This is a genomic window from Halonotius terrestris (assembly GCF_006861665.1).
GTDB lineage: Archaea > Halobacteriota > Halobacteria > Halobacteriales > Haloferacaceae > Halonotius > Halonotius terrestris.
The window spans coordinates 33,506-58,626 of sequence record NZ_RKLU01000008.1; the positions used below are offsets into that span (position 1 = coordinate 33,506).

The following is a 25,121-nucleotide window of genomic DNA, read 5'->3' on the forward strand; positions in this document are numbered from 1 at the left end:
CGTATTTGAGTCTCCTGAGTTATCGGTTCCTGTCGATTCAGAACCACCGTTTCCGTCCCCAGATCCGGTACAGCCTGCGAGACTGGTTACGCCACCTGTCGAAATGATTCCAACAGTCTTGATGAGGTGTCGACGCTCCATACCCACAGATCAGATACCCCGGTATAAGTGGTAAACGCGGATTCTCAGTATGTAGGATACCGCCTTACGTCTCAAAAAATTCTCGGACTGACTTCCACCCGATGAATCGGGGTGTCTGGTCACAGTACTCTTCGTATTCGTCCCCATACTGTTCACGCAGCCATGGTTCTTCTGCGAACGGGAAGAGTGCGTACACAATGATTGTCAGTATGCCATGCACCAATAATTTCCGAGAGTTTACTGCGACAATCGTGCCAATGATGAAAGGGATGAATCCTACGCTTTGGGGGTTTCGCGTGTATTGATAGATTCCGTCCGTCCGGAGTTCTCCTTCTCTTCCAGTGCTTTCCATCCACCCAAGCTCAAACAGAGCCGAGAGTGAAAAGCCCATACCGACCACTGAAAGAAGACCTCCGAGTGTTTTGCTCAGCTTGCTAGTGAATATGAATGAATCCCTATCGAGGTAGGCCAAAACGGGGAATCCGGCGAATACCACCGAGAGGTTTGACCAGTTGAACCACCACCGCCAAGAGCTATCGCCGATTGGCCATACCCGGCGCTCGGGATTTACTGCACTGATTAGGTATCCTATAATGAGAGTAACATTCGCAACTATCGTAATGAGGAGGGTTCGATCTGATACTGATGACATAAATGGACATACGCTAGAGTTCATAAGAAATTGGGGTACGTGGCGAGATCGTTACTTACGTCGTTATGCCTTATTATACTCCAGAATCAGCTACCACGACCGATAGTAAGGGTTGCTTATTTGGTATAAGCGAGGTCCTAACCAAGTATTTCTACGCTGTCGACAACACTACATGTCATTCGCCATCGTCCATTTTATTGTAGGATTTGTGAGTATTCTGACGGTCCTGTGGCTACTGTCAGTCACTCGCTTCCGTCTTACAGGAGCGTATTTCGGTGGGATCTGGGCACTGCTACCTGATGCTGAGAAAATCTTTGATGGGAGCTTTGGAGAACTGGTTAGCGATGTTCACCACAGTTCAGTTGCTGATCTCTTCTTCTTTCACAATACGCTTGATCAGGAGTCGTTCCGTGCTGCGAATATTGAGTTAGGAGTGCTTGCACTTTCGGTTTTTGGCATTGCTTTACTGCTGTACGACTGGCGATTCGGTCGACGGTCCCCATCAGTGTCGATGTTCGAATCGTCAGTCGATACTGATGATAATCACGGATAACTGTGAATTCCGCTTCAACGAGGGCGTCGGGATTAAGTGTTTGTCGACCGAATTTGTAGGTAGTGACATCGTGGTCCACTAATCGCTTTCCTGGACTCCTGGCGGCGACAGCAATCGGGATCTATTTGCTGCTGCTACTCGGCGCGACAACCGCATTGACAGATACAACTATATGCAATGCTTGGCCTCTCTGTGGAAGCGGGTGGACCCTCCCGACATCGGTCACAGGCTATCTCGTAGTTGGACACCGCCTCGCAGCGATCCTTGTTGGACTACTCGGTACAGTCACCGTCATCGCCAGCTGGCACAGCAGGATTGATCAGCGAGTGCGTACAGCACTGGCTATCTCAGGAATCCTCTATGTCATTCAAGCCGGGATCGGTGCCGTCGTAGCAATGAATGGCGAGTCGACGTATCTCTCTTCGATACACCTGCTCGTGGGGATGCTGATCTTCGCCGGAGTCATCGCTGCGCTCGCATGGACACTTGAGATAGAAACGGGTGATCCATCGGACGTTCCATCGACAGCAACGTCGTCTCCAGATCATGAACTGCCTTCAGAAACGGAGCGTAACGTAACGATGCCGACCAATTCGGTTACGCGGGCAAAGATGACTGCTTTTGCCTATATTAGATTGATGAAACCACGGCTAATGTGGTTGCTCTGTCTCGTCGCGTTCGCAGCAATGGCGCTCGCTGGAACCACTGGTCCAGGAGTAAGCTGGGAGATCGTCCTAGCGACACTCGGTGGAGGTGTCCTCTCTATTGGTGCTAGTGGCACGTTCAACCACGTCCTTGAGCGTGATGTCGACCGTCGAATGGCCCGAACAAGTGACCGGCCGCTCGCTACCGACCTCGTGCCCGTAGGTAATGCCATTGCATTCGGGTGTCTGCTGACGGTTGCCTCGCTTGGGTTGTTCGCTTGGGTTAACCTCCTCGCGGCTGCCTTCGGTCTCGCAGCTATCGTGTTTTATAGTATCGTCTATACGCTCATTCTGAAACCGAACACAGTCCAAAATACTGTTCTCGGGGGCTTCGCGGGGGCACTCCCAGCGTTCATTGGCTGGGTCGCCGTCACTGGAGAGATCGGATTCGGAGGGTTGGCACTCGCAACAGTCATCTTCCTTTGGACGCCCGCACACTTCTACAACCTGGCACTTGCTTACAAGGACGACTACGAACGAGGAGGATTCCCTATGTTACCAGTCGTCCGCGGAGAGACGGCCACCCGCCGTCATATTCTCTGGTATCTTGGAGCTACATTCCTCGCTACGGCTGTCCTCGCAGTCGTTGATACACTGGGTGCAACATATGTTCTCGGCAGCGTAGCCCTAGGTGCTGTGTTTCTGTGGGCAGTCATCCGACTCCATTATGAGCAGACAGAATCTGCAGCATTCCGTGCGTTCCACGCCTCAAACGCCTACCTCGGAACGCTTCTGATCGCCATCATCATCGATACACTCGCGTTCTGAATCAGACGGTGACTTCGATAGGAGGCATATCGAAGAACGCCGTTTCATACCCGTCATGACGCGACATCTGCGGTGGGGCGTCGACAGTAACTGTTACTGTATCACCAGACTGAAGCTGCCCGACAGTTCCTCCATAGTGATCGCCGAATACTGGATCAAGAGTCTCAGTGAGTATATCGTCGAATACGGTACTCCCGTCGCGTACCACTGTTGCGGACAGAGACATGAGTGGCAACATGATGCGATTATAGGGGGTTCGCGGCGAGACAGCGAGATACGATTGGTCACCGAACCGACTCGCGGTCTCTATATATGAGATGACAAACGTAGCATCGCCCGAACTAGCCGCTCCAATTATCTCTCCAGGAAGCGCTGATTCCATTGGTGTTCTGCCAGCAGGCATCTCTTCCATCGTCGGTTCGACAGCACCACGTTCACCGGATTTTGTTCCGAGTCGTCGGAGGTCAAGATTGTAGGTGTTGGTCGTGTCGAATTCGAAATCGATCTCCGTCTCCATCGAGTTCTCGAATCGGGATTCGAATGATCCCGTTCGGCGTGCTTGTACTGGTCCGACGCTCAAACGTGCAGTATACTGTCCTTCATCGGGGAGGCTGAAGTTGTCGCCGTAATGGAAGCCCATGGTCTGAGAAAGCATCGGCCACAGTGATCGCTGTGTTACCGATTCACCGTCATTGAGGACTTCAAGCGAGATGTCTACCGGGAGAACGGTTTGGGACTCTGTATCCCAAAGGGAAGCCATGAGATGAAGTGAATCATCAGAGTTGACGACGACTCGCTGTTTATTTGATCCAGTTACCGTCCAAAACCGATGCGGATACGAAAACATCAGTGCGAACGTGACCCCTTCAGCTGGCACCTCTTTCATCCCGTACATTCCCATCTCTTCGACAATTGCTGGGTAATAGACCGCATCTGGGCGATTCGATGGTAGTGGAGGATCGCGCCACGCAGACTGCGTCTGGAATCCAAGGGTATCGAGACACCCTGCGAGGGTTGCACTGGCTACAATACTACCACCCGCTCGGATAGCGTCTCGCCGTTTCATATACTGAGTTATAGGACGATTAGATTAGGACTTCCGATTCAACCAAAGAGAGACGCATAGATTTGTTCACTACTGGAGGAAGGGTGGAATAGCACTCGGCAAAGAGATAATCCAGAGACTAATCACGGTGTATCCGATCATAACGAGAACAAATGGATACTGGCTGCGGATTGCGACCAGTCGACTTGCAAATATCTTATACGAAACGGCATGTGCTGCCCCGATTGCCAAGAGGTGTCCAACCAAGATAGAGGCAATCGATAATCCACCAAACCAACCTGGGAGAGTGAGAACAATCGGGTTTGCAGGCGGCGTGAACGGTGACTGGAGGGCCATCACGAGTGCAGGACTCAACGAAATAAACAATCCTGCATAGTGGGCAAAGTGATATCCTGCCGCAATTGCCAGTAGTGATGGAGCGAAGCTCCGTCGAAGTGTTTCTGTAGAGACATACGTTCCAACCCACTGCCGAGAGAGGTTCGCTGCGTACCAATATGCCGCAAAGAACACGAGGAAGCCGACCACGAAAAGAACGGTATAGACGACTGTTGCTTGCACTGTAGTGGGTATGAGTTCCACAGGGACGATTCCAACAAGAGTGGAGACGGTGCCAGCACCAGCACTCGTCGTGATGAAGCCGCTGAAGGTGAGTTCCCAAATAAGAGCGATGACAAATGCTATGTCTGATGTGTCAGAGAGTATCTCTGCATTCGTTAACTCACTGCCAGGGAGCTTCACCTGTATCGTACCATTACGGCGTTGTATGGGAGCCACAGCACCGTACAACCGGAAGAGAACAGCCAACGGGTCCGCATTCTCAAACCACGGGTCGACGCCGAAGACGACTGCACCTGCAAGGGTTACCACTGAATACCCAACAATAGCCGTTGCGAGGACGGTTGGAACCGTACTGACGGGAAATATGACTTCGATCCAGACTAACGTTAGGAGCCCGAAGACCGCAGGCCATCGTTTAATCTTCGATGGATACGTCCGGAACCCGGTAGGGAGCACAAGAGCGATTGTCCGCCACGGATTGAGTATCGGCCACACGTTTCCAATGAGATAGGCGACTATTGGAAGTGCCGCCCGCCCACCTGCAAATGTAACGAGGATAGCGAAACTCGCGTTCGGGAGTTGCGGTCCAATATATCCAACAGATATTGTGAGAATGAGAATCATAACTCCGACTGCTCGACCCACCTTCGTAACCACCCCTTCCCAGCGGTCGACCGGCAGTAATGGACGATTCCATTCATGGATGTTGCGGATGAATAGCCGATCCGTGACGAAACTCGCAAGCAGTGCAGAGGCACCAATAGTCGCTCCTCCAGTCCCGAGATAGAGCCATTGCGGGATGGCGAGTTCATCACGCGATCCACCAGACAGTGTCAGACCGTTCGCCGCAGACACAGTGTCGACGAAGAACGCTATCACAACGGTCCAGATAAGGAACTGGATTCCGAGGCGAAGCGGTCGACGGAATCGCATCTGTTCGAGTTTTGTTGTTGGGTGATCGGTACTCGATTGAGTCTCCGATTCATCGACCGGCGGATCTGTATTATGCGAAGATGGCATACATTAGTAGAAGTCCGAAATACAGGATGACTAGCATTCCAAGGGCTTTGAGACGAAACGTCCGAAGTTCGGTGGCTTCGTCGGCGAGTTCGGATTTGAACGCCTCCTTCTCGGAAGCACTGATCACGCCGTAGTGTGCCAACCCCTTGTGGAGGTTGAGGCGATTCTGTGCTGCAAACGGTCGACCACAATAGTCACAGGAAGTGGCTGGTGCTTGTTTCGGTGGGACCTCTGTTCTGATGTAATCCATACTATTTTACCTTATCTCGGAAGATAGCAGGTGGTCGTTTGAAGATGTTATGAAATTCTTAGACCGAGGGGTTGTCCTCGTTAAAGAAGGCCGATCTCGCCCAGATACAGCCCTGCAAACAGTGTCGCATTGTAGCTGCCGTGAATCACTGCCGGAACAACGATGTTGTCGGTCTTGACATACAGATATCCCAGCAGGACACCGAGAACTCCCGCCAGCAACGCATACGAGAGCTGGGCTCCGAACCCACCAGTTACTGCGGGAACATGAGACAATCCGAACAGGACTGTTGCCGCGATAATCGCGAGCCACTGTCCCCACGACTCGCTGAGTCGACCCTGCACGGCTCCCCGAAACAACAGCTCCTCGCCCGGACCGACAAACAGCAGTGAGACCGGTATCATAGCCAAGTAGTAGAGCGGATAGCCGACGCCAGTCAGCACTGCCTGATTGGCACCCGGCGCGACGTTTGCCAACTGGAGGAGTTGGTTAATGGCGTACTGGCTACCCAACAGGACGACCGTTCCGCCGACGATGAGCCCAATGGTACGACGACTGGGGACCGCGAGCCTCACAAGCCGATCGGTGTCGATGGCTCGTAAATAGAAGGCAACGACGCCTATCACCGTCCCATACTGAATTATCGTCCGGGCAATCTTGGCCATGTTGCTGTCGGCCGCAGAGCCAACAACCGCAGCCGTCAGTGGATCAGTGACTGCCACGACGATCCCTGCAATTAGATAGCTGCCGGCGAGTACGAGCACCGCCTCACCGACGTGCTGGAGTCGAGTGTCCGTGGTCGGTGCTGCTGATTCCGTCATTACTGCCTGTTCCTACTGTCGGTCGACTGTTAGGCGCACCGATTTGCAGACACCGTAGGCCGGAGAGATATCCCTCAGTAGACGGCTGTGCTGTTATGAGACAGTCGACAACGGTGAGTAGACCAATTTGATCATGCTGGGTTTGGTGCGGGGAGCGATCTGTACTGGCGAGGTGGGATGAGATAATTGCCGCGACGTTTGACGGTCAAATACTGCAGAATACCGTTATTCGTTCGGGTTCCAACTGCGGAGTTCTCTGCGACATCGGTTCCATTCATTGCTTGTCTCGTAGCGGCGAAGTCAGCAATTGATTGCTGGAGTGAAACGAAGTGTACACCTGCCGCATCTCCGTCGGTCGTGTCGAAGTCCCGGCGGAGAATAACGGGTCTCTCACCGTCTTCGGCACGCGCAACTTTCTGTGCATGACCGACCATTCCCGACGTACGGGCATCCTCCTCCGTGTGTGCAGGACACGACCCAAGCTGGCTATCGTTCCCGAGGTTGTCTCCAGGACCCTCAACGGCGTCTTGTTCTGCATGAGCTGGACAAAACATTTTACCGACCCGTTGGGAACGACTGTCCTGATCATACCACTGGTCGAGATGAAGACGGATTCGGGAGATATGTTGTGTCGTTCCGTCTGCAAACGGACCGTCCTGGATCGTCACACGCTCTTCGGGTGCCTGATTCTTTTCGAATCCTGATTTAAATCCCATAAACAGCGGTGCGTCTTCAGGAACGGGCTCATCATCAGGTATCCCTTGGACATCCTGATTTTCTGCAGGGAGGCCGTCTCCGATAAATCCGGTTCGTCGATCTCGAACCTCAAACACCTCACCAAATCCGGTCACTTCGACCTCGTTTACCGTCCCGCGGTTGCCTTTGAGTGCCTCCTCAGCTGCAAGCACAACCTGAGCGTAATCACTTGCGAGATGGACAACGGCATCCGGGTCATCAGGAGTTGGATCTTCGAACGGTGCAAGTGCCTCTGGGGTCGGTAGGTCGACGCCTCCTGGACCCGAATCGAACGCACGCTCGAAATAGTAGGGAGAGTATCCAACCGTGAATAATAGTCCTTGAAACCCACGTTGATAGGCACGTTCGAGAGAGGTAAACGCCGCTTCGACAGTTTCGCGTTCACTCTCGGTCGGTGTGTCTCCTGTGTAGTCTACATACAGGAGAACGTGGTGGCGTGGCTGTTTGACGTTTCCATGGTCATCGCGCTCAAGAAATTGGTTCCAAGCATGTTGCCGGGGAGGCAGTGATGAGGGATCGTCAGTTCCTCGCGGGAGATCTGGCGTCTCGGTACGTTCGAGACAAGCAGACAATGCACTTGTCCCGCCGATGGCTACGGCTACTCGCATAAAGTCTCGTTTCGAAAGCCACCGCTGGGAGTCACTCATTGTTTCGTCGTTGGGGTTGGTTCTGAAAATAGGTTCTGGTCAGTGCAGTGAGCATCAGCACCGTAGTTCGATAAGTTATTAACTCAATTCGATTTTGATAATAAGGACTACCAAGAGATGGCCGATATATAGCAGTCAATTTAATAAATACTCGTCTCTACTCTCCGATAATGAGCGACCAAGCAGATTCACCACCACCAGATATCGAGGACACATCGAACGAATCGACTAACGGACACGATCACTCGCACGACCACAATCACGATCATCCTGATGGACACAAGGACACCCAGTCACAGACCGAGATAAACGGACACAGCGTTACCTTCGACGTCCCTGAGATGGACTGCCCTTCGTGTGCGGGGAAAGTTGAAAAAAGCATACAGTCCGTTGACGGCATAGAGTCGTTCGATACACGTCCAACATCAGGAACGGTAGTTGTCGCATACGATAGCTCCCGTAGTGACTCCAGTTCGTTCGTCCGTGCCATCGAGAGTGCTGGCTACGAAGTTACTGGCTCCTCGGCAGCGGATGATCTCGACTCACCGACTGAGGGAGACACTGACGACCGGTCGAGTGTCTGGCGGAGCCTCCGAGCAAAGAAGACCGCGGTGAGCGGTGTGTTTCTGGGCCTTGGTCTCCTTGTTGAGTGGGCACTAACAGGCCTCAACGGTGAGGTTGCGAATGTGCTTGGCGTGATATTTTCGCTCTCTGAGGTGTTTTTCCTTGCAGGAATTGGTTTCGGCGGACAAGAGATCGTCCGAAACGGCTACTACTCGGCTCGAAACCGCAACCTCGACATCGATTTCCTGATGAGTGTCGCAATTATCAGTGCCATCGTTGCAAGCCTACTCTCGCCTGCAACGAGTCTCTACTTCGAGGCTGCGACACTGGCGTTCCTCTTTAGCATCTCTGAACTACTCGAACGGTATTCGATGGACCGGACGCGGAATTCACTCCGGGAACTCATGGATCTCTCGCCGGATGAGGCGACCGTGAAACGGGACGGTGAGGAGGTCACGATTCCAGTCGACGAGGTATCGGTCGGCGACATCGTTGTCGTCCGGCCCGGGGAGAAAATTCCGATGGACGGCGAGGTTCGGGAGGGCGAAACCGCTGTTAACGAAGCCCCCATCACTGGCGAATCGGTTCCGATTGACAAAATTCCAGGCGACGAGGTGTTTGCTGGGACGATCAACGAAACGGGCTATCTCGAAATCGAAGTCACCTCGGAAGCGGGAGACAACACGCTGTCTCGGATCGTCGACCTCGTGGAAGATGCCCAGTCGAACAAGACCGAACGCGAACAGTTCGTCGAGCGATTCGCTGACATCTATACGCCGGTAATGGTCGCTGTTGCGATTCTCGTCGCAGTTGTTCCACCACTGGTCTTCAGTGCGAATTGGACCCAGTGGTTCGTCTACGGGATCACGATGCTCGTGCTCGCGTGTCCCTGTGCGTTCGTCATTTCGACACCCGTCTCTGTCGTCTCAGGGATCACAAGCGCTGCAAAAAACGGCGTGCTCATCAAGGGTGGAAATTACCTTGAGGCGATGGGTGATGTCGAGGCAATTGCCGTCGACAAGACTGGAACACTGACGAAGGGTGAGCTGACGGTCACCGACATCATCCCGCTAAATGGTCACAGTGAGGAGGATGTCCTCCAGTGCGCTCGCGGGCTTGAAACGCGAAGTGAACATCCTATCGGTGAAGCGATCGTCGCCCATGCCGAGGGGAAAAACGTTCCCAGTCGTGAGGTGACCGACTTCGAGAGCCGAACCGGGAAGGGAGTGCAGGCGACCCTAGACGGTATTCCACACTATGCGGGTAAGCTTGGGTTCTTCGACGACCTCGGGTTCGATCTCGAACACGCCCATGTCGTTGGCCCGCAAAACGAACTCAGCAGTGAGGTTCGTGAGTTGTGTGATCGTCAGGGCTGTTTAAACCTCGTCGAAGATACCGTTCCACGGTTAGAAAACGAGGGGAAGACGGTTGTCCTCGTTGGAACCGAAGACGAAATCGAGGGGATCATCGCTGTTGCTGATGATATCCGTCCTGATGCAAAACAGACCGTCGACCGGCTGCAGGATCTCGGCGTGGAAGTCGTGATGCTCACCGGCGACAACAAACGGACTGCCCGTGCTATCGCCGACGAGGTCGGTGTCGAGGATTTCCGGGCAGAGCTCCTCCCGGAAGACAAGGTCAATGCTGTTGAGGAACTCCTTGAATCGTATGACGGTGTGGCGATGGTTGGAGATGGGATAAACGATGCCCCGGCACTTGCCACCGCGACAGTCGGTATTGCGATGGGTGCTGCCGGAACGGATACAGCTCTGGAGACTGCCGATATTGCCCTCATGGGAGACGACCTCTCCAAACTGCCATACCTCTATGAGCTGTCACACGATGCCAACAGTGTCATTCGACAGAATATCTGGGCCAGTCTCGGCGTCAAAGCCCTGCTCGCGGTTGGAGTTCCGCTCGGATACGTAAGCGTCGCACTCGCGGTATTGATCGGCGATGCAGGAATGACTGTTGGTGTGACAGGCAACGCAATGCGGCTCTCACGCATACGACCGGATCGATCACAAGATAATGATATCAAGGATTAGTAATACAAATGAATGAGCTATTCACCGGAAAACGGCGGTATGCTGTACTGTTAGTAGTCGTATTTGTCCTCACAGGAATTGTAGAGAACTATCTGGTCTCGATAGGATATGGAACGCTTGCAACGATAGTGTTTATACTCGGATATGGTCACGTCGTTATCGGTGCGTGGTATATTTGGTTACGTCCGCTCGAAATGACGGGTCCCGTTGGAGATGCAGGAAACATCTGGGATTCCGATGATGACTCGGATAATCAGCCGGAGAAGACACCGACATCAACTGAAGAGTAAGGCCGGCTTCCCTTGTGTTTTACTGACGCCACTAATCGGTGCATTCAGTGACCTCAGCCTTTTCGAGATGATGTCCAGCATGACAGCTCTCTACGGCAATATCGCTGATGGGGAATTCGAATATCTCGCTGATGCTGGTTATGAACTTGCGGCACTCAACTTCCTCAACGGTGGCATCACGACCGTGAACTCGATGGATGCCCGCCCGAAGGGAGGTGCGGAGACATTCGGTGAGGCAGGGCTACGAGGATTTTTCGGCCCGAGTATCTCTGATCTCTTTTTTGATCTGCCTGTCGATGAGCAGTTCGCTCGGGCTCGCAAATTCATCGAACAGCATCACGACACCTATGATGGTCGGATTCGGGCGACGATTTGCCCGCATGATGACTGGTCGTGTACACGTGACCTCTGGAAACGAACCGCTACTCTTGCCAATGAGTATCCNGANCTGCTCGTCCACACNCANCTNCTCGAACTCGAGGAGAGCAACACGATGGCGCGNGCNAACGGNNGCGAGGATTCGNTNGNTCTGCTNGATGACGTNGGNNTGCTCNANGANCGNNTGGTTGCNGCCCATTTCCGACTCGCAGACGACGAGGATATCCAACGCACCGCAGCCGCCAACGCCTCAGTTGCACACTGCCCGTCGATCTTCAGCTACTGGAACCCAGATCCTGAAACGCAGTGGACGCCGGTACCGGAGTTGCGGACTGCAGGCGTCGACGTCGGCCTCGGTATTGATGACCACTACTGGCATGACTCCTACAATCTGTTTGGCGAAGCTCGACAGGCACGCCTTGCGGCCAATCTCAAACGGTCGACTGGACAGTTTTCCTCGATGGAGNTGGTNCGNATGCTNACNATCGANGGNGCNCGGGCGCTNGGTNTNGNCGACGANATCGGGAGCATCGAACCGGGNAAGCGGGCNGATCTGATACTGCTCGATATGGATGACCCGAAGTTCACGCCGGTGACAAATATCCCTGCCCACGTGGCGAACAATGCAACACCGGCTGATGTGGAGACGGTTATCGTGGATGGAAACATGCTGATGGACGATGGGACGATCAGAACGATGGATTCAGACGCAGTACGTGCCCGGGTCCAGTCTGCGGTCGACCGCTTTGAATCGAAAACTGACTGGGAACTCGACATCGGCGGCAGTGATCCACCGAGTGCGATGGAGGTCGTACGTGACCTTCCAAAGCGCGGCCCCGCCCAGCTCCTCGGTCGACTCGCGTTCCAATCGATCAAAGACAAATTCTAGCGGTCTAACTACTAAGAGACAATAAGTTATAGAGAATTCTCAAATACATCTCTTCATTGGTCTTTTTATTACTAATAGGTGAGTTGCCTACCACTAATGAAACGGCGGGTCTCTTTTTTTAGACAGTCTCAATTCGTAATCCGAAGCGGGTTTTACTCTCCATTGGCTACATAACCTATGAACGAAACACCGGGACTCAGCGAACAGTACCGGAAGACAAGCCCATGGCCGCTGTTTATTGCCCTCGGCGTGCCGATCTCCGAGATTGGACTCGTCTTCGATATCTTCCCTGTCGCTGTTGGTGGACTGCTGCTGTTTTGTGGCTGTATCGCTGGCATGCTCCAGGAGGCTAACTATACAAACAGCCTGTGGAACTCGCTGACTGTAATCTCGGTTTTGCTGTTCGGATTTGGTAGCGTGCTGCTGTATACGAACCCACAGGTGGCAACTGACATGACCATGCGTGCGTATGCGGTGTTAGTGAGTGGTCTCATCATTGTCGGCGGCGTGGGTGTCGGTAAACTGTTCGTCCCGAAGCAGTTACAGCCAGCCTGAGGGGAGGCCAGCCAGAAGCTCGAAATATTGCTTGCGACTGATGACTCATATAATCGTGTGACGATAAGCAGTGGCAGACCAGCCCACTCAGCTGCCGATACAACAGATTCAATGGCGAATATATACTTGATCTGGCTGCTTTTATACCGTTAGAGCACGAGGACGATTCCAGTAACGAACATCAGTAGAGCGATTCCGCTAAGCACAATCCCGAGGATATCCCCGTCTTTCATAGCCAGTATTGCAAGAGCATAACAAAAATAACATTGATGTGAGGCCACATTAGTATCAAGCAGCGCAAAACATGGATTGCCGAAACGGGTAACTGCGTATCACTTCGACATTCAGTCTGTCCAGTCGGATCAGCGGCCAGCAGATCGTTGTTGGCGTCTATCTGGTGATCGTTTGTTTCACAGGCATCGCTGTGTATCTGACTGCGGGTGCTGTCGACGAAATCAACGCGCCACGTTTCGTGTTTCTTATCGAGTTCCCCGCGAATCGTCTCGGCCTTGCGACATCCAGCGCGCTGACAATTGCAGTTGTTCTCGGTGTCTTGTCTGATTTGGTCATGATGATCTCCGAACGCCTTGACGACGCCAAACTCAACAATTAAACTGTCATTTCTGTATTGACTGGTGTACGGAGGTACAATTTTATATACCTCTGAACTTCTCTGGTCAGCAATAATGGGTAGCTACATACTTAGATAGACCCTCATGAAGTGTTAGTCTCATACCGTGAGGCGAGCTCAACTGCTCCATAGAGAATCCCAATCGCTACAGTAATCAGAACCATACCATAGAGCGCCATCGCACCCGGCGTCAGTGGGACAGTCAATAACCCAAAGACAGAGAGTTCAGACATAATATCTCCGCCACCGTTGGCTCCGACGATGAAGCCTAACACCCCACCAAGGAGAATCACGAACCCCCCGAGAGCCAGCAAGAGTCGTCGACCGCTGTTCCCGACATCCTGTGGATCATCAGTTGTCATACCAAACGTAGCATATCACAAAATTAGAGCCTTCCGTCCGAGACGTGCTATAGCTCGAAATTTACCCTTGACTAGAAGTAAACGACTCTATCATAATATCTCCTACTAACCAATTTTTCTTTCTGCTAAATTATCATATCCGGAATAAAGGCACACATCAAAACCATCCTCCGAGGTTGTGGTGGTGTGTCAACGAAGGGTATCTCGAGGCGCATTACGCGCAGCGGGCAAGTGCGATGGCGCCGCTGCCAGAGGACGACGGCCGCAAGCCTGGTGACCAGCAGGCCTGGACGTCCGAACAGCGCCACGCCCTCACCCGCCACGTCGACGAACAGGCTCGCGAGGCCATCGAGGCGTACACGACACTCCCGGAGGATACTGACCCCCTCGACAAGCAGCGAGCGCGCTACGGAGCGCTGAAGGCGGCTCGTGACCGGGCTCTGGTGTTCGTCCTCGCGTACACCGCAGTTCGGGTCGGGGAGCTACTCCGGGATCCCAACGACCCACGCCGGCGCGGCGTCCGCTGGGAGGACCTCTCCCTTGACGACGGGAGTATGGACGTCTACCGGAAGAAACAGCAATGGGATGCCGCGAGCCTCCCCGATCCGGTGATCTCGCCGCTGCGAAGCTATCGCCAGCTGATGGACCCACCGACGGAGCGGTGGCCGGTGTTTCCGACGTTCGACCAACGGACGCTCGCGGAGCTCGTCCGGGAAGAGCTAGCCGAACGAGGGGCACGCCCAGATGCAATTACTGAGCATCGTGAAGAATACGCTCGCGACCTCCTATTGGCGCTCGACGAGGACATTCGGCCGCCATCGATTACGACGGACGGCGCACGGTCGATTCTCCAGCGACTCTCAGGGGCCGCGGAGATCGATATCGACCATCCGAAACACGACTATCTCGCACCCCACGGTGGTCGACGTGGGATGGGTGAGGTTCTTGTCCGCGCGTTCGGGTATACGGTAGCTGCCCGGTATCTGGATAACTCCGAGGAGATGGTCCGAGAGCGCTACTCACATATAGAAGCCGGTGAACTTGGCGACGTCGCAACTGAGGCACTAGAAGAGATTGATAGTCTTACGTAAGGAGGCGCTTTTCCTGATGAGCTCCATTGCTGCGTCAGCACTAGGTTTATACCGCTTCGCGGACTTTCTTCGCATATGAGCCTGGAAGAGACGGTTGACTACCTCGCCGAGGAACTTGACCTCGAGCGAAGTGAACACGTCCGTGATGTCGGTCAGTCGGTCGCCGAGCTTCGCGACTGATCAGAACATTTCTCTGAAGTCCCGTTCGATGAGTCCGTCCTCCAGATACGTGATGAACTCTTGTTTCGTTGGTCCTTGACAGTCGAGCAGATCGTCCCGCTCTGCACGTTTGAGGACTGCCTCCGCGAAGTCCGTACAGTGGGATTCATGCTGCTCAGCGTACTTCGACAGGGCTTCTCGCCAGTGCATATCCAACTCGAACTCGGCTAATCGGATTTGGATCCCATCTTTCCGTTCGACGAGGTCGACGTCCAACTCTTCGAGTTGCTTGAAACGGAGGTTGTTCCGGCGGACCGTGATGAGCTGCTTGGAATCAATGATGTAGGGATCGACCCACTCTCGCCAGGTATCGTCGTCGACGTGTGTTCGTGGCATCTCAAAATCCGGGTCCACACTCTCAATACAGAACTGCAGCATCGCGATGCCAGTTCGATGATTCGCATTCGGGAGGGAATGTCGGAGAATCAAATTCAACATCACTTCTCCAGCGACGTTCGGAAGTGGAGCTCCCCAGGATACGTGATCGAGTGCCTGCTGGATCTTTTGTGGTTCGAACTCCTTGTAGAGCCGAAACTCATCCTCATCTCGAACATCGACAGCAGCTTCGAGCAATTCCACTAACCGGAAGGCGACAACCTGCCCAGGACGGGAGAGGTCACGAATACGGTCGCTCAGCCATTCCTGATCGAAGTCAATATCTTGGGCTGATTCGATCTCTGAATCGCCTTCGTAGAGCACATAGACCGGAGCTTCGAAAGGGTACCCGATGAGCTTTGTCGACTCGTCGGATTGCTCTCGCTGAGACCGGATCTCTGCTACCGATGCCGAGCTATATTTGAGTGAGAAATTCTCGGCCTGTGGGTAATGATAGAAGACGAGCCGAGCCATCTCAATGCGTATTCGTGGGAAGTGGGTAAAGCAGTCCCGCTTTTATATTGAGTTCTATTTGCCTGGTACTACGACGTAGTGGGTGCGTTCACGTCCTCTAAATACTGGCTTTCCCACTCACGTCGCGCCTCGATCTCCCGCACTCCGCGTTGTGTGACCGTGTACACGTTCGTCCGTTTGTCGAGTTCACCTTTCTCCAAGAGGCCTTTGCTGACGAGGTCGTCGAGGTTTGGATAGAGCCGCCCATGATTGATCTCTTGTTCGTAGTAGTCGTCAAGTTCGGCCTTTACTGCGAGCCCGTGTGGTTCCTCGAGCCCGGCGATCACGTACAAGATTTCTCGCTGGAACCCAGTTAGATCGTGCATCCGTCTGTTCCCTATTTTTCAGGGGTAGCATATGTTCTCTCTGGTACTCAAAGGCGGAGATTCGGACCAAGGGTATCCAATGGTATGCTCGTCACCGAACAGCGTTTAATATCGAGGCATCTGTATCACCGGTAATGGCCCTTCGGACGAGGTCGCCCTTGAGGTTCCGTGGCTGTACTCGACGCGCTGTCAGCAGGTGGTAATCAATTGTGTCTTCATCTCAATCACTATCTCCCCCGTGCGCGCTTTGTGGTAGGGCTGTCACTGACGATCAAGTCGTGGGTGAGGACGACATCGACTTTTGCTGTGTTGGATGCCGAAACGTCCATCGAGTGCTCAGTGGTGATGGAGTCCCCAGTCGGATGGATCCGACAGGCGACCTCATACGCAGCCCCGGGCCTGTAGTGGACGACCGCGAGGCAAAAACACATCTATCGGGGTCTGAGGAACGTGTCTTCCTCCAAGTCGACGGGATGCACTGTGCGACGTGTGAAGCGTTTCTCGAATCGGTCGCTGAGGACTGTGAGGGCGTCGTTGACGCCGCGGCGAGTTACGTCACCGAGACGGTCCGTATCACATACGACTCTGACCGCATCTCGATGGACACTCTCTGTGATACCCTGAGTATACTCGGCTATTCGGCAACCATTCGTGCTGGAGGGAATGATGACGCACCGACTGTAATCGGACAGTCACGGCGTTCTGATGAGCCGAATGAACGAGGAATTGACGAGGTGCTGGGATTCCGTTACGCTGCTGGCGTCATTTTCGGGACGTTCATGCTCCTCCCGTATGCGGTCCTCCTCTATCCGGCGCAGCTCTCGTCGTTCTTTGGTGAGGGGACGCTCGATATGTACGCGAGTGCGTCCGGGATCGGCGGTGGAGATACCCTGTTGATCCTGCCACTCTTTCTCGTTCTGACGGGTGTCGTCCTCGGGTTCACCGGCCTGCCGTTGTTACAGGGTGCGTATGTTAGTCTGAAGATGCGGGAGCCGAACACAGACCTGCTCGTCGCACTTACCATCGTGAGTGCCTACGTGTACAGTACGATCACCTTTCTCCTCGGTCGGCTCGACGTCTTCTACGACCTCACGATTGTGGTTGCCGCGAGTGTGGTGGCCGCTATCTTCTACGAATCACTGAGCAAGCAGCGAGCGATGGATCGCCTGACGAATCTCACTATCTCTCACGTCACCGAAGCCAGGCGGTACGGCGCCGATGGGATGACGACGGTCGACGTTCATGACCTGAAAGCCGGGGAGCGGGTCCTCGTCCGCGAGGGCGAACGAATCCCGGTCGATGGAGTTCTCGCTGAGGGTGAGTGTACGGTCGACAAAGCGATCGTGACAGGCGAGTCGCTCCCGGTATCGAAGCAAGCGGAGACGAGATCGTCGGCGGGGCGGTCGTCACAAATGGTGCTGCTGTTCTCACGGTGAGCGATGGGACAACCAGTAGTATCGATCGCCTCATCACCTCTGTCTGGAATCTCCAGAGTGGGGATCACGGCGTCCAGCGGCAGGCCGATCGGCTCGCGTCAGTCATCATCCCGGTCGTCGTCGGTGGGGCGGTACTCGCCGGAGTGGGGTCGCTTCTGGTGGGGACGGGGATTCCCGTCGCCGTCCTGACGGCGCTGGTGGTTCTCTTGGTTGGGTGTCCGTGGGCACTTGGCCTGGCAACCCCGCTCTCGGTGGCAACCAGTATCGAACAAGCGGTAGAGCGGGGCATCGTCATCTTCGACGAGACAGTCTTCGAGCGCCTTCGGAACGTTGACGTCGTCGTCTTTGACAAAACGGGGACTCTCACGACCGGCCAGATGGAGGTCCTCGAGGCAAATGCACCGTCGGATCTCCTTGAAACCGTCGCGGCCCTCGAACAGCGAGCATCCCACCCGGCGGCCGACGCAATCGTGAATACGTTTGCACAAGGGAATCAGGAGGACGATCGCTCGAGAGCTGATGGGGGTGTTACCGATGGAAGTGAGCACGCGCACGCAGAGCACATCACCGAGTTCACGAGCCACACGACTGGCGTCGAGGGAGTCGTCGAGGACACGCGCGTTCTCGTCGGAAACCTCGATCTCTTCGCGGAACTCGGGTGGTCGGTGAGCGAGCAGATCGAGACGCGTGCCGCAGAGGCACGAACGGCCGGTCACCTTCCGGTCGTCGTCGGTCGTGACGCCCATGCAGAGGGCGTCATCGTCGTGGGCGATGAACCCCGCCCGAGCTGGGATGACACACTCACGCAACTGAGTGACCGTGACATCGAGATCGTCGTTCTGACCGGTGATGACGAGGCTGCTACTGACTTTCTCGACAGCCATCCTGCCGTCGATCACGTGTTCGCGGGGGTCCCGCCGGCAGGCAAGACCGCGACGATCCGGCGGTTACAGTCTCGTGGGCAGGTTACGATGGTCGGTGATGGAACGAACGACGCACCGGCTCTTGCGACCGCAGATATGGGGATCTCGCTCGGTGGTGGGACCGCACTCACGTCCGATGCCGCGGATATTTCTATCGTCGATGATGACCTCGCGGCGGTGGAGACGACGTTCGATCTCGCAGATGCAGCTCGTCGGCGTGTCAAACAGAACAACGGGCTAGCGCTGCTCTATAATGGGGTCACGATGCCACTCGCAGCGACGGGGTTGCTGAATCCGGTGTTCGCGATGGGTGCGGTCGTGGCGACCGGCGGTCTCCTCGCGGCGAACTCGTTCCGAGACCTGCTTCACAAGTAGCGGATCAAATCCCGCGAAGCGGCAAATACCTGCTGTAACCGGGTGAAGACGGGTCCTATCGCTTCATTCGAGGAATTCGAAGGCATCGAGGCCCGCGTACCCAACCGCAAAGCCCGCGACGATGATGCCTCCAGAGAGGACTTGGTAGAACGGGGTCGATGGGAGGAAGCCGGTTCCGAGTGTGCCGACGACGATTAATACTGCTGCCAGTCCAAAAACACGTACTGTCGACGTTTCCTCTTCATATCTTGGGATATTCGTCCAACCCGGGTGCTGTGTTCTCACGGTAGATACCTTTCCTCAGTCGGCCGGGATGATGGCAGCCGATTGACCGGGCTGTCGGGCTGCTTGGACCGAGTAGATCAGGCTCCCGGTGAAGAGGACGAAGCTTCCTACGATGAATACTGCACTGAGCGGCGAGGCCGAATCGACGAACACCCAGTAGAGGGGGGCGGAATCGATGGCCCGGCAGCAAGTACCGCGATCTTCGCGACGAGTGGCCCACAGCACCCACAGGTACACGTCCCGACGATTGCAGCACTTCCGGCGGTCCCTTCGGTCATGCCGGCTCGTTCCTCGACACGCCAGTGACGGGCAATGAAAGCGGCGTTCAACCCGATGAGTGCGCTTAGCATTCCGACAACGATGACCTGACCGGGTGACACGGCCAGGAAGAACGGGATATGTATGAACGGGAGATGTGGAATCGCAATTTCGAGCGTCGGCCACGATACTAGCTGATAGATTGCGGGCAGAACGACGACTGTCACTTCCTCAGGGAAGCCCTCCTCGGGGAACAACGAGAGGTACCCCGTTATCGAGACGAAAAAGAGAGCTAATACGACACCGACGCCGATTCCGAAGCGACGCGCAACCGGATCACGCATGACTGCGCGAATGACACTCCCTGCGTCCTTCCAGACGACATACCCGACCAGGAGTGGCGTGCCGAGGACGATGGCGTACCCGAGTGGATGCGTATCGCTTGCCAGTCCTGGAAGGAGGTAGGGGTACGAAATCCACAATCCCATGAGGATGCCGAGGAACGTGTACCGTGGTCGCGATGGCCAGCGGAGCCACCCAACGACGAAGCTCGCGACCATGATTCCCAAGCCACTCAGCAGGGCCAGTGGCTGATACCACGTTCGGGGGAACGGCATCGAGCTCGCGGTATATGTCGGATCCGGCGAGAGTCCTTCGAAGAGCACGGCTCCAAGCGCAGTGATAGCGATACCGGCGAACACGCCGTACAGAGCGGTTGTTGCCGTGATCCGATCTGTCCGCTTGAGAAGGATGAATCCACCGAGAATAACGGCACCAACGAAAGCAATAATCACACCGTGTCCTTGCGAGAGTCCACCGCTTCCGGTTGTACCGTGGGCAGACGCGACGGGAACCTGAGTGAGCGTAACAATCGCGGCGAGAAGTATAGAGAGTGGCCGAACAGACCCGATTCGAGAGGTCTGTCCACGGGAGGGGTCCCCACGTGGTTGCCGCTCTTCTGGTGATATTATTTTGTCTTGGACAGGGAGCCACTTTTACCTGACTGATTCACCTCTCATATCCTGGATTTGACTGTCGTTGGATCATGCTGGGTGTGGAAATATCCTCCTCCGAAGGTATGACCGGCAGAGTGACTTCACTCGCCGTCCAGAAAAACGAGGAACTGTATATGCTTGAGGAACCAGACTGGAAGAACGGCTCCAACCACTGCAGCGAGTGGGAGACTATTCGATGCTGTCCACACGATCTGCCCGAGGACGATGCCAATAATCAAGACGCCGTTGTATGCGATCGCATTCACCGCTAAATCGCCTCTCGATTCAGGCCGGGGCCACTTGACGAGACTGGGCTTGACTGCTGACGTCCGACCGGAAGCTACGGCGACAAGAAGTCCGAGTAAGCCGGATACAAACCATCCGAGAACAGCCGGTGGCAAGCTGTATACGACCGTGGCGGCGGCAAGAACAATCAGACACGGGCTGGTGATTGTACCGATCTCTACGGAAGTATAGCGGGTTAAAATGTGTTCCTCGGTTCCTTGTTGTGCGGTAGCCATCTGTGGGGGGTATGAGGAGAGCAGTGGAACGGATCGGGGATGCTCCGTCGAGGATTTGAACCTCGGTCCTCGACGTGAGTTGCCGAGATGATTGGCCGAGCTACACCAACGGAGCATTTCTAACTTGGGGCCTCAGTACTTCAAATACGGCCGGTGTCCTACTCAGTGGGAATCCGCTGTTTCCCCTTATGTTGGGGTCTTTGATACTGTGGTATGGAGCGTCGACAGGTTCTCAAGACGGCTGGAATTCTCGCTACAGGTGGCCTAACTGGTCTTGCCGGATGCAGTAGTTCGGGGAACGGAGATGGTGGCGGTGAGCCGAGCACGATTGAAACGCAGGAGACAGCTGGTGGGTCAGGAGACTCGAATACCGTTATGATGGTAACCGAAGGGAGCGAGTACTACTTCGATCCCATCGGTCTGTTCATCGAATCCGGGGAAACTGTGACGTTCAAAATCCAGAGCGGGAGCCACTCGGCAACCGCCTACAAAGAAGGCACGAGTTCAGCCTCGGTAAATCGGATTCCCGAAAGCGCAGAAACGTTCAATAGCGAAACGCTGAGTGAACAGGGCGCAACGTACGAGCACACGTTCGAGACCACAGGGACGTATGATTACTTCTGTATCCCGCACAAGACCCTAGGGATGGTCGGCCGGATCGTCGTCGGCGAACCCGGCGGTCCCGCGGAGGGGAGTATGCCGCCGGACGGAGACGTTCCCGAAAGCCAGACCATCGTCGATCAAGGCAGCGTCTCGTACAGCTCGTTCTCCGGGTAGGCGGCCGCGTATACTGCGAGCTGTGCGCTCTGGAATCGCTTGTACACCATATGGCCGACATTGACTGTGCTTCGGACCTACAGGAATCTATGTGGCACCCGATTACTGCCGGTTTCCAACAAATCTACTTTGTTAACGGTTTTGTCTATCCGGTCACAACAGTACATATGGAATTCGACTTTGTGCGCTCGGTGGCTCCCCTTGTCGTAATTGTCGCCGTCGCGGCGATTGCGCTCACGACCGTGATGAATTCCTCGACAGTCTTCATGATGGTTCTGCCCTCGATGATCGTCTTCTCAGTCATCGCGTTCTTCTTCGGGATGAAACACGGCGAGTTCCGCGCTAGTCCGTAACAGGCCGATCCAGTAGCCGAAATCCGCCGGGTTGCGGTCTATGCTAGCTCCCAGATATGTCGATTCCGATTGATTTCGATGACCGATTCGGAGTCCTAGCGACGGCTGTTTCAGCCGGGCAGTGTCGAACCAACAGGAGTCCACCAGAGCCGGATAAGTCCTATCGTTCAGTTAGATCCAGTCCTGGCCGTCGTGTAGAGCGCCTCTACGTGGAGTAGCCGGCGTACTCCATGAGCTGGTTGAAGATGTCCGTATCCATGACGGACCGATAGACCACGCCGGTGAGCATCCCGCCGGGATAGAACGTGCCGTTCATCACGTGGTTGACCTTGTGGCAGTGCATCAGGTAGATGCCGGGGTCTGCATCGGCAGTAAATTCGATTGTGTGTCGTTCAGCAGGGACAACGTTCGTGACGTCCATGTCGTGTCGGGCAGCCTCCGGAATCGCCCCGCCGTCCTTTTCGACGCGCTGGAAGCGATGGTTATGGATGTGCATCGGGTGCGACATGTACCCGCCGTTGACGAGGTGAATACGAACTGAGTCGCCCTCGTCGACGATGATCGGCGACCCTTCTTCGGGGTGCAGCGTTCGGGGCGCGCTCTTCCCGTTGACGGTAAACACGTCCGGGTTTCGACTTGCCGAATTGTAGGTGAAGTCCGCCTCACCGGCCCACTTCCGTGGAACCCGTGAATCCCAGTCCTTGATCGTCATGAAGTATTCGCGGTCCGCGGGTTCGTAGCCTTCGGGATCGACTCGGTAGATCCCATACATGCCCATGTCGATATGCCGGTGGGTCTGGAAGTGACAATGGTAGAAATGCGTCCCAGGGACGTTCGCGGGAATCTCGTAGGTGTGTGTCTCCCCCGGCGGGACCTGAATGCCGGTCGTCGTCGGGACGCCATCGTTCTCCCACGTCTTGCGAACCCCGTGGAAGTGAATCGTGTGGGGACGTCGGCCACCGGTGTTGTCGAGTGTCACTTCCATGGCGTTACCCTCGGTCGTTCTGAGAATTGGACCTGGGACGCTGGGGTCGTTGTCGTCGGCCTGGAACGCCCAGACACGTGGCAATTCGACGGGCCCACCCATTGTATCGAGCGGGTGGACGGCGTGGCGGGCCTGCTGAGTCCGCATCATCACTTCGCCACCCTGCTCGTCGACGTTGACGACTGTTGGAGGGCTGGTGTATGGGAGATTAGGCGAGTCAGTTTGTGCCTGCGTGGGCCTGTCGCTCGTTGCTGCTGGCTCGTTGGCTCCGCCCGCAGAACAGCCTGCTAACGAAGCGAGACCAGTCGCGCCAGTTGCCGCGAGAAACTCACGCCGGGACAGTCCGGTTCCGGGTGCGCCGAAACGTGTAGTCATGATACACTCGGCATTTTGGTTGGCCTAAATATAGGGTGACTGCGGTGTCCCGATTCACGGGACAGCGCGTGGATATGTTCGGCACAAGGCGAATGGAGATGGGGGCTTTTCACCTAGACTTGTTCGCTGTTAGGAGTCCGAAATTGGGCCTAGAAAGCGATCAGATTGTTAGAGTCCGCCCGTGGACGACAGATAGACTCCTGCGAACTGCACCGCATTATACGTCCCGTGAATCACAGCCGGCACTGTGAGGTTGTCCGTATACTCGTACGCTGCTCCCAGTACTAAGGCTAGGATGAATGCGATACCGATGTACACCAGTTTGCCTTCCCCTGACAACGAGAAGAGATGGATCGATGCGAACAGAGCGCTTGCGAGGACGATTGCACGGGCCGGATGGAGGCTTTCACGGAGGGTACCCTGGACAAGCCCCCGGAACAACAGTTCTTCTCCTGGACCGACCAACAGGAATTGAAGCGGAATCAGAAGAAGGAATACACTCGGATTTTGTCGCCCGACCTCGACGATCTGATTCTGAGCCGAGTTCAGACCGAGGGCCGTAATTACTGAGGACGCCACAAAGAGCAACCCCAGGATCGCTAGACTCCCCCCGACAATTACCGCTCCATCACGCTTGTCAGGTAGACGAACTGGAACGAATCCGAATCCGAGATCACGGCTTTTGAGATAGAGGATGGTGATGCCCCCAAACGTCACTCCTTGGAGGAAGAACGTACTCAAAACCAGCCTGAGGGCTGGACGTGACGCGAGGTCGACTCCGAACAACCCGACGACCGTCGCGACGGCAAGGATTACGAGAGCCCCCGCGACGTATGATCCATACGTGAGACCAATCGCCGAGGCGACAGACCGGAAACGAGATATCGACGACATTAATCAGATGTGAGCGTAGGGCTCCACCCTACAAGCTGGCTTCGATAGGTCGACTCCGGCGCTATTCATTCCAAGACTTCCCGCGGTAGTGATTTTGTTCATAGCTGATGTTCAGGTTCGACGAGGTTCGATCCAGCGAGGACTGTAATCGTCACGAGCACGAACGCAATGAGTGAGAGATTCGGAATCGTGAGTCCGAGTACCGGAGCCTGCCACTGGACGACTGCACAGGGGCCAGCAAAGGTGCATGAGGCCGTCGTTGCTTGGAGTACGGAGTGATATCCCGCGATTGAAGCTCCCACCACGGATAGTGGCACGACTGTTCGCCAGACTGTGTTGTGACTCTCGAGGGCGGCAACGCCGAGAACGACGACAAGCGGATACATGAGGATACGTTGTTACCAGCAGAGGGTACACGGAACGAGACCGAGGCCGAGACTGAACCAGAGGCTTCCCAAGGTCGCAACCGCCGCGACGCCCGCCCCACCTGCAAGCCAGAATCGTCCGTCGGACATCCATGACTCAGTTTGATCCAGTTGCATCTTCGATCAACTGTCTTGTTCGCTCTTCGTTCCCGAGTGGATTGACCGTCGTGCCATCGATGAGGAGCGTGGGTGTGGCGTCGACACCGGAATCGCTTGCAGCATTGTCAGTCGCCCGCAGCGCGTCGTCGTACTGGTTTTCTTGGATCGCCGTGCGGATCGACGCTGTCTCGGAGACGCCTGCGGCCTGAGCAAACTCGACCAATCTCTCGGTGGTCGCCCACT

The 25,121-nt window shown here is 55.1% G+C and carries 23 protein-coding genes, 1 tRNA gene and 4 pseudogenes; 11 read left to right on the forward strand and 17 right to left on the reverse strand.

The features are described 5' to 3' along the window. Window positions 1–205: 205 nt before the first annotated feature. On the reverse strand, window positions 206–793 hold the full coding sequence (locus tag EGH24_RS13010; RefSeq protein ID WP_142980578.1) for a methyltransferase family protein: 588 nt from the start codon (window positions 791–793) through the stop codon (window positions 206–208). Window positions 794–965: 172 nt separating this feature from the next. Here EGH24_RS13010 and EGH24_RS13015 point away from each other — a divergent pair, with 172 nt between their 5' ends. Beyond that, on the forward strand, window positions 966–1,346 hold the full coding sequence (locus tag EGH24_RS13015) for a hypothetical protein (RefSeq protein ID WP_142980580.1): 381 nt from the start codon (window positions 966–968) through the stop codon (window positions 1,344–1,346). 62 nt (window positions 1,347–1,408) lie between these two features. After that, window positions 1,409–2,818: a heme o synthase gene (gene cyoE / locus EGH24_RS13020; protein ID WP_246058005.1), complete on the forward strand. Its 1,410-nt coding sequence runs from the start codon at window positions 1,409–1,411 to the stop codon at window positions 2,816–2,818. Between the two features lies 1 nt (window position 2,819). Here cyoE and EGH24_RS13025 read toward each other — a convergent pair whose 3' ends face one another. The 5 genes from EGH24_RS13025 to EGH24_RS13045 form a co-directional block, all read right to left on the reverse strand. After that, the gene (locus EGH24_RS13025; RefSeq protein WP_142980582.1) at window positions 2,820–3,884 is read right to left on the reverse strand and encodes an iron transporter; all 1,065 of its coding nucleotides are present in this window, start codon (window positions 3,882–3,884) and stop codon (window positions 2,820–2,822) included. A gap of 69 nt (window positions 3,885–3,953) precedes the next feature. After that, complete coding sequence (locus tag EGH24_RS13030) at window positions 3,954–5,375, reverse strand: hypothetical protein (protein WP_142980603.1); 1,422 nt, start codon at window positions 5,373–5,375, stop codon at window positions 3,954–3,956. Window positions 5,376–5,445: 70 nt separating this feature from the next. Then, window positions 5,446–5,712 carry a DNA-binding protein gene (locus EGH24_RS13035; protein WP_142980583.1) on the reverse strand — a complete coding sequence of 89 codons (267 nt, stop codon included), beginning with the start codon at window positions 5,710–5,712 and terminating at the stop codon, window positions 5,446–5,448. Window positions 5,713–5,792: 80 nt separating this feature from the next. Further along, entirely contained in the window at window positions 5,793–6,533 is a 741-nt protein-coding gene (locus tag EGH24_RS13040) for a CPBP family intramembrane glutamic endopeptidase (protein WP_142980584.1), read from the reverse strand. A gap of 131 nt (window positions 6,534–6,664) precedes the next feature. Beyond that, a complete protein-coding gene (locus tag EGH24_RS13045) occupies window positions 6,665–7,936 on the reverse strand; it encodes a DUF7405 family protein (RefSeq protein WP_142980585.1) in 1,272 nt (423 codons plus the stop codon). Between the two features lie 170 nt (window positions 7,937–8,106). Here EGH24_RS13045 and EGH24_RS13050 point away from each other — a divergent pair, with 170 nt between their 5' ends. The 5 genes and pseudogenes from EGH24_RS13050 (at window position 8,107) to EGH24_RS15955 (ending at window position 13,273) form a co-directional block, all read left to right on the forward strand. Next, a complete protein-coding gene (locus tag EGH24_RS13050; RefSeq protein WP_142980586.1) occupies window positions 8,107–10,548 on the forward strand; it encodes a heavy metal translocating P-type ATPase in 2,442 nt (813 codons plus the stop codon). Window positions 10,549–10,556: 8 nt separating this feature from the next. Then, a complete protein-coding gene (locus tag EGH24_RS13055) occupies window positions 10,557–10,838 on the forward strand; it encodes a hypothetical protein (protein ID WP_142980587.1) in 282 nt (93 codons plus the stop codon). Window positions 10,839–10,860: 22 nt separating this feature from the next. After that, window positions 10,861–12,105 (forward strand): annotated as a pseudogene (locus EGH24_RS13060) (amidohydrolase family protein); the annotation flags it as partial. A gap of 177 nt (window positions 12,106–12,282) precedes the next feature. Next, the gene (locus EGH24_RS13065) at window positions 12,283–12,660 is read left to right on the forward strand and encodes a DUF7541 family protein (RefSeq protein ID WP_142980588.1); all 378 of its coding nucleotides are present in this window, start codon (window positions 12,283–12,285) and stop codon (window positions 12,658–12,660) included. A gap of 361 nt (window positions 12,661–13,021) precedes the next feature. Continuing rightward, window positions 13,022–13,273, forward strand: coding sequence for a DUF7520 family protein (locus tag EGH24_RS15955; RefSeq protein ID WP_449271761.1), 252 nt, complete (start codon window positions 13,022–13,024; stop codon window positions 13,271–13,273). Window positions 13,274–13,374: 101 nt separating this feature from the next. On the opposite strand, the gene EGH24_RS13075 is transcribed toward EGH24_RS15955, so the two are convergent. Then, window positions 13,375–13,653 (reverse strand): DUF7520 family protein, encoded by a 279-nt coding sequence (locus tag EGH24_RS13075; protein ID WP_142980590.1) that lies wholly within the window; start codon window positions 13,651–13,653, stop codon window positions 13,375–13,377. A 182-nt stretch (window positions 13,654–13,835) separates the two neighbouring features. Here EGH24_RS13075 and EGH24_RS13080 point away from each other — a divergent pair. Then, a pseudogene (locus EGH24_RS13080) lies at window positions 13,836–14,744 on the forward strand (site-specific integrase); the annotation flags it as partial. 180 nt (window positions 14,745–14,924) lie between these two features. On the opposite strand, the gene EGH24_RS13085 reads toward EGH24_RS13080, so the two are convergent. Both EGH24_RS13085 and EGH24_RS13090 read right to left on the reverse strand, forming a co-directional pair. Further along, on the reverse strand, window positions 14,925–15,812 hold the full coding sequence (locus EGH24_RS13085; RefSeq protein ID WP_142980591.1) for a hypothetical protein: 888 nt from the start codon (window positions 15,810–15,812) through the stop codon (window positions 14,925–14,927). Window positions 15,813–15,880: 68 nt separating this feature from the next. Further along, window positions 15,881–16,177 (reverse strand): PadR family transcriptional regulator, encoded by a 297-nt coding sequence (locus EGH24_RS13090; RefSeq protein ID WP_142980592.1) that lies wholly within the window; start codon window positions 16,175–16,177, stop codon window positions 15,881–15,883. 362 nt (window positions 16,178–16,539) lie between these two features. Between EGH24_RS13090 and EGH24_RS15865 the strand changes: the two are divergent. Then, window positions 16,540–18,911, forward strand: a pseudogene (locus tag EGH24_RS15865) (heavy metal translocating P-type ATPase). A gap of 63 nt (window positions 18,912–18,974) precedes the next feature. Here the strand turns inward: EGH24_RS15865 and EGH24_RS13100 are convergent. From EGH24_RS13100 to EGH24_RS13115, 4 genes are all read right to left on the reverse strand, one after another. After that, entirely contained in the window at window positions 18,975–19,196 is a 222-nt protein-coding gene (locus EGH24_RS13100; protein WP_221886752.1) for a hypothetical protein, read from the reverse strand. Window positions 19,197–19,303: 107 nt separating this feature from the next. Beyond that, complete coding sequence (locus EGH24_RS13105) at window positions 19,304–20,014, reverse strand: hypothetical protein (protein ID WP_142980593.1); 711 nt, start codon at window positions 20,012–20,014, stop codon at window positions 19,304–19,306. A gap of 536 nt (window positions 20,015–20,550) precedes the next feature. After that, the gene (locus tag EGH24_RS13110) at window positions 20,551–20,970 is read right to left on the reverse strand and encodes a hypothetical protein (protein WP_142980594.1); all 420 of its coding nucleotides are present in this window, start codon (window positions 20,968–20,970) and stop codon (window positions 20,551–20,553) included. Window positions 20,971–21,010: 40 nt separating this feature from the next. Further along, window positions 21,011–21,085, reverse strand: a tRNA-Glu gene (locus tag EGH24_RS13115). A gap of 263 nt (window positions 21,086–21,348) precedes the next feature. Between EGH24_RS13115 and EGH24_RS13120 the strand changes: the two genes are divergently transcribed. Beyond that, a complete protein-coding gene (locus EGH24_RS13120) occupies window positions 21,349–21,747 on the forward strand; it encodes a plastocyanin/azurin family copper-binding protein (RefSeq protein ID WP_246058010.1) in 399 nt (132 codons plus the stop codon). Window positions 21,748–21,914: 167 nt separating this feature from the next. Further along, window positions 21,915–22,100 (forward strand): DUF7333 family protein, encoded by a 186-nt coding sequence (locus EGH24_RS13125; protein ID WP_142980596.1) that lies wholly within the window; start codon window positions 21,915–21,917, stop codon window positions 22,098–22,100. Window positions 22,101–22,305: 205 nt separating this feature from the next. On the opposite strand, the gene EGH24_RS13130 is transcribed toward EGH24_RS13125, so the two are convergent. The 4 genes and pseudogenes from EGH24_RS13130 to EGH24_RS13145 form a co-directional block, all read right to left on the reverse strand. Continuing rightward, window positions 22,306–23,460 (reverse strand): multicopper oxidase domain-containing protein, encoded by a 1,155-nt coding sequence (locus EGH24_RS13130; RefSeq protein ID WP_142980597.1) that lies wholly within the window; start codon window positions 23,458–23,460, stop codon window positions 22,306–22,308. 168 nt (window positions 23,461–23,628) lie between these two features. Further along, window positions 23,629–24,354 carry a CPBP family intramembrane glutamic endopeptidase gene (locus EGH24_RS13135; protein WP_142980598.1) on the reverse strand — a complete coding sequence of 242 codons (726 nt, stop codon included), beginning with the start codon at window positions 24,352–24,354 and terminating at the stop codon, window positions 23,629–23,631. Window positions 24,355–24,452: 98 nt separating this feature from the next. Beyond that, window positions 24,453–24,869, reverse strand: a pseudogene (locus EGH24_RS15670) (disulfide bond formation protein B). Window positions 24,870–24,876: 7 nt separating this feature from the next. After that, window positions 24,877–25,121, reverse strand: a 245-nt coding sequence (locus EGH24_RS13145; protein WP_142980599.1) for a DsbA family protein, incomplete at its 5' end; no start/stop codon positions are given.

Bases quoted from the DNA above. Each gene is read 5' to 3' on its own strand.
- EGH24_RS13040 (WP_142980584.1), bottom strand. From the start codon at position 6,533: ATGACGGAATCAGCAGCACCGACCACGGACACTCGACTCCAGCACGTC.
- EGH24_RS13035 (WP_142980583.1), bottom strand. From the start codon at position 5,712: ATGGATTACATCAGAACAGAGGTCCCACCGAAACAAGCACCAGCCACT.
- EGH24_RS13110 (WP_142980594.1), bottom strand. From the start codon at position 20,970: ATGGCTACCGCACAACAAGGAACCGAGGAACACATTTTAACCCGCTAT.
- EGH24_RS13045 (WP_142980585.1), bottom strand. From the start codon at position 7,936: ATGAGTGACTCCCAGCGGTGGCTTTCGAAACGAGACTTTATGCGAGTA.
- EGH24_RS13015 (WP_142980580.1), top strand. From the start codon at position 966: ATGTCATTCGCCATCGTCCATTTTATTGTAGGATTTGTGAGTATTCTG.
- EGH24_RS13010 (WP_142980578.1), bottom strand. From the start codon at position 793: ATGTCATCAGTATCAGATCGAACCCTCCTCATTACGATAGTTGCGAAT.
- EGH24_RS13120 (WP_246058010.1), top strand. From the start codon at position 21,349: ATGGTAACCGAAGGGAGCGAGTACTACTTCGATCCCATCGGTCTGTTC.
- EGH24_RS13090 (WP_142980592.1), bottom strand. From the start codon at position 16,177: ATGCACGATCTAACTGGGTTCCAGCGAGAAATCTTGTACGTGATCGCC.
- EGH24_RS13030 (WP_142980603.1), bottom strand. From the start codon at position 5,375: ATGCGATTCCGTCGACCGCTTCGCCTCGGAATCCAGTTCCTTATCTGG.
- EGH24_RS13085 (WP_142980591.1), bottom strand. From the start codon at position 15,812: ATGGCTCGGCTCGTCTTCTATCATTACCCACAGGCCGAGAATTTCTCA.
- EGH24_RS13065 (WP_142980588.1), top strand. From the start codon at position 12,283: ATGAACGAAACACCGGGACTCAGCGAACAGTACCGGAAGACAAGCCCA.
- EGH24_RS13050 (WP_142980586.1), top strand. From the start codon at position 8,107: ATGAGCGACCAAGCAGATTCACCACCACCAGATATCGAGGACACATCG.
- EGH24_RS13075 (WP_142980590.1), bottom strand. From the start codon at position 13,653: ATGACAACTGATGATCCACAGGATGTCGGGAACAGCGGTCGACGACTC.
- EGH24_RS13135 (WP_142980598.1), bottom strand. From the start codon at position 24,354: ATGTCGTCGATATCTCGTTTCCGGTCTGTCGCCTCGGCGATTGGTCTC.
- EGH24_RS13055 (WP_142980587.1), top strand. From the start codon at position 10,557: ATGAATGAGCTATTCACCGGAAAACGGCGGTATGCTGTACTGTTAGTA.
- EGH24_RS13025 (WP_142980582.1), bottom strand. From the start codon at position 3,884: ATGAAACGGCGAGACGCTATCCGAGCGGGTGGTAGTATTGTAGCCAGT.
- EGH24_RS13125 (WP_142980596.1), top strand. From the start codon at position 21,915: ATGGAATTCGACTTTGTGCGCTCGGTGGCTCCCCTTGTCGTAATTGTC.
- EGH24_RS13105 (WP_142980593.1), bottom strand. From the start codon at position 20,014: ATGGTCGCGAGCTTCGTCGTTGGGTGGCTCCGCTGGCCATCGCGACCA.
- EGH24_RS13130 (WP_142980597.1), bottom strand. From the start codon at position 23,460: ATGACTACACGTTTCGGCGCACCCGGAACCGGACTGTCCCGGCGTGAG.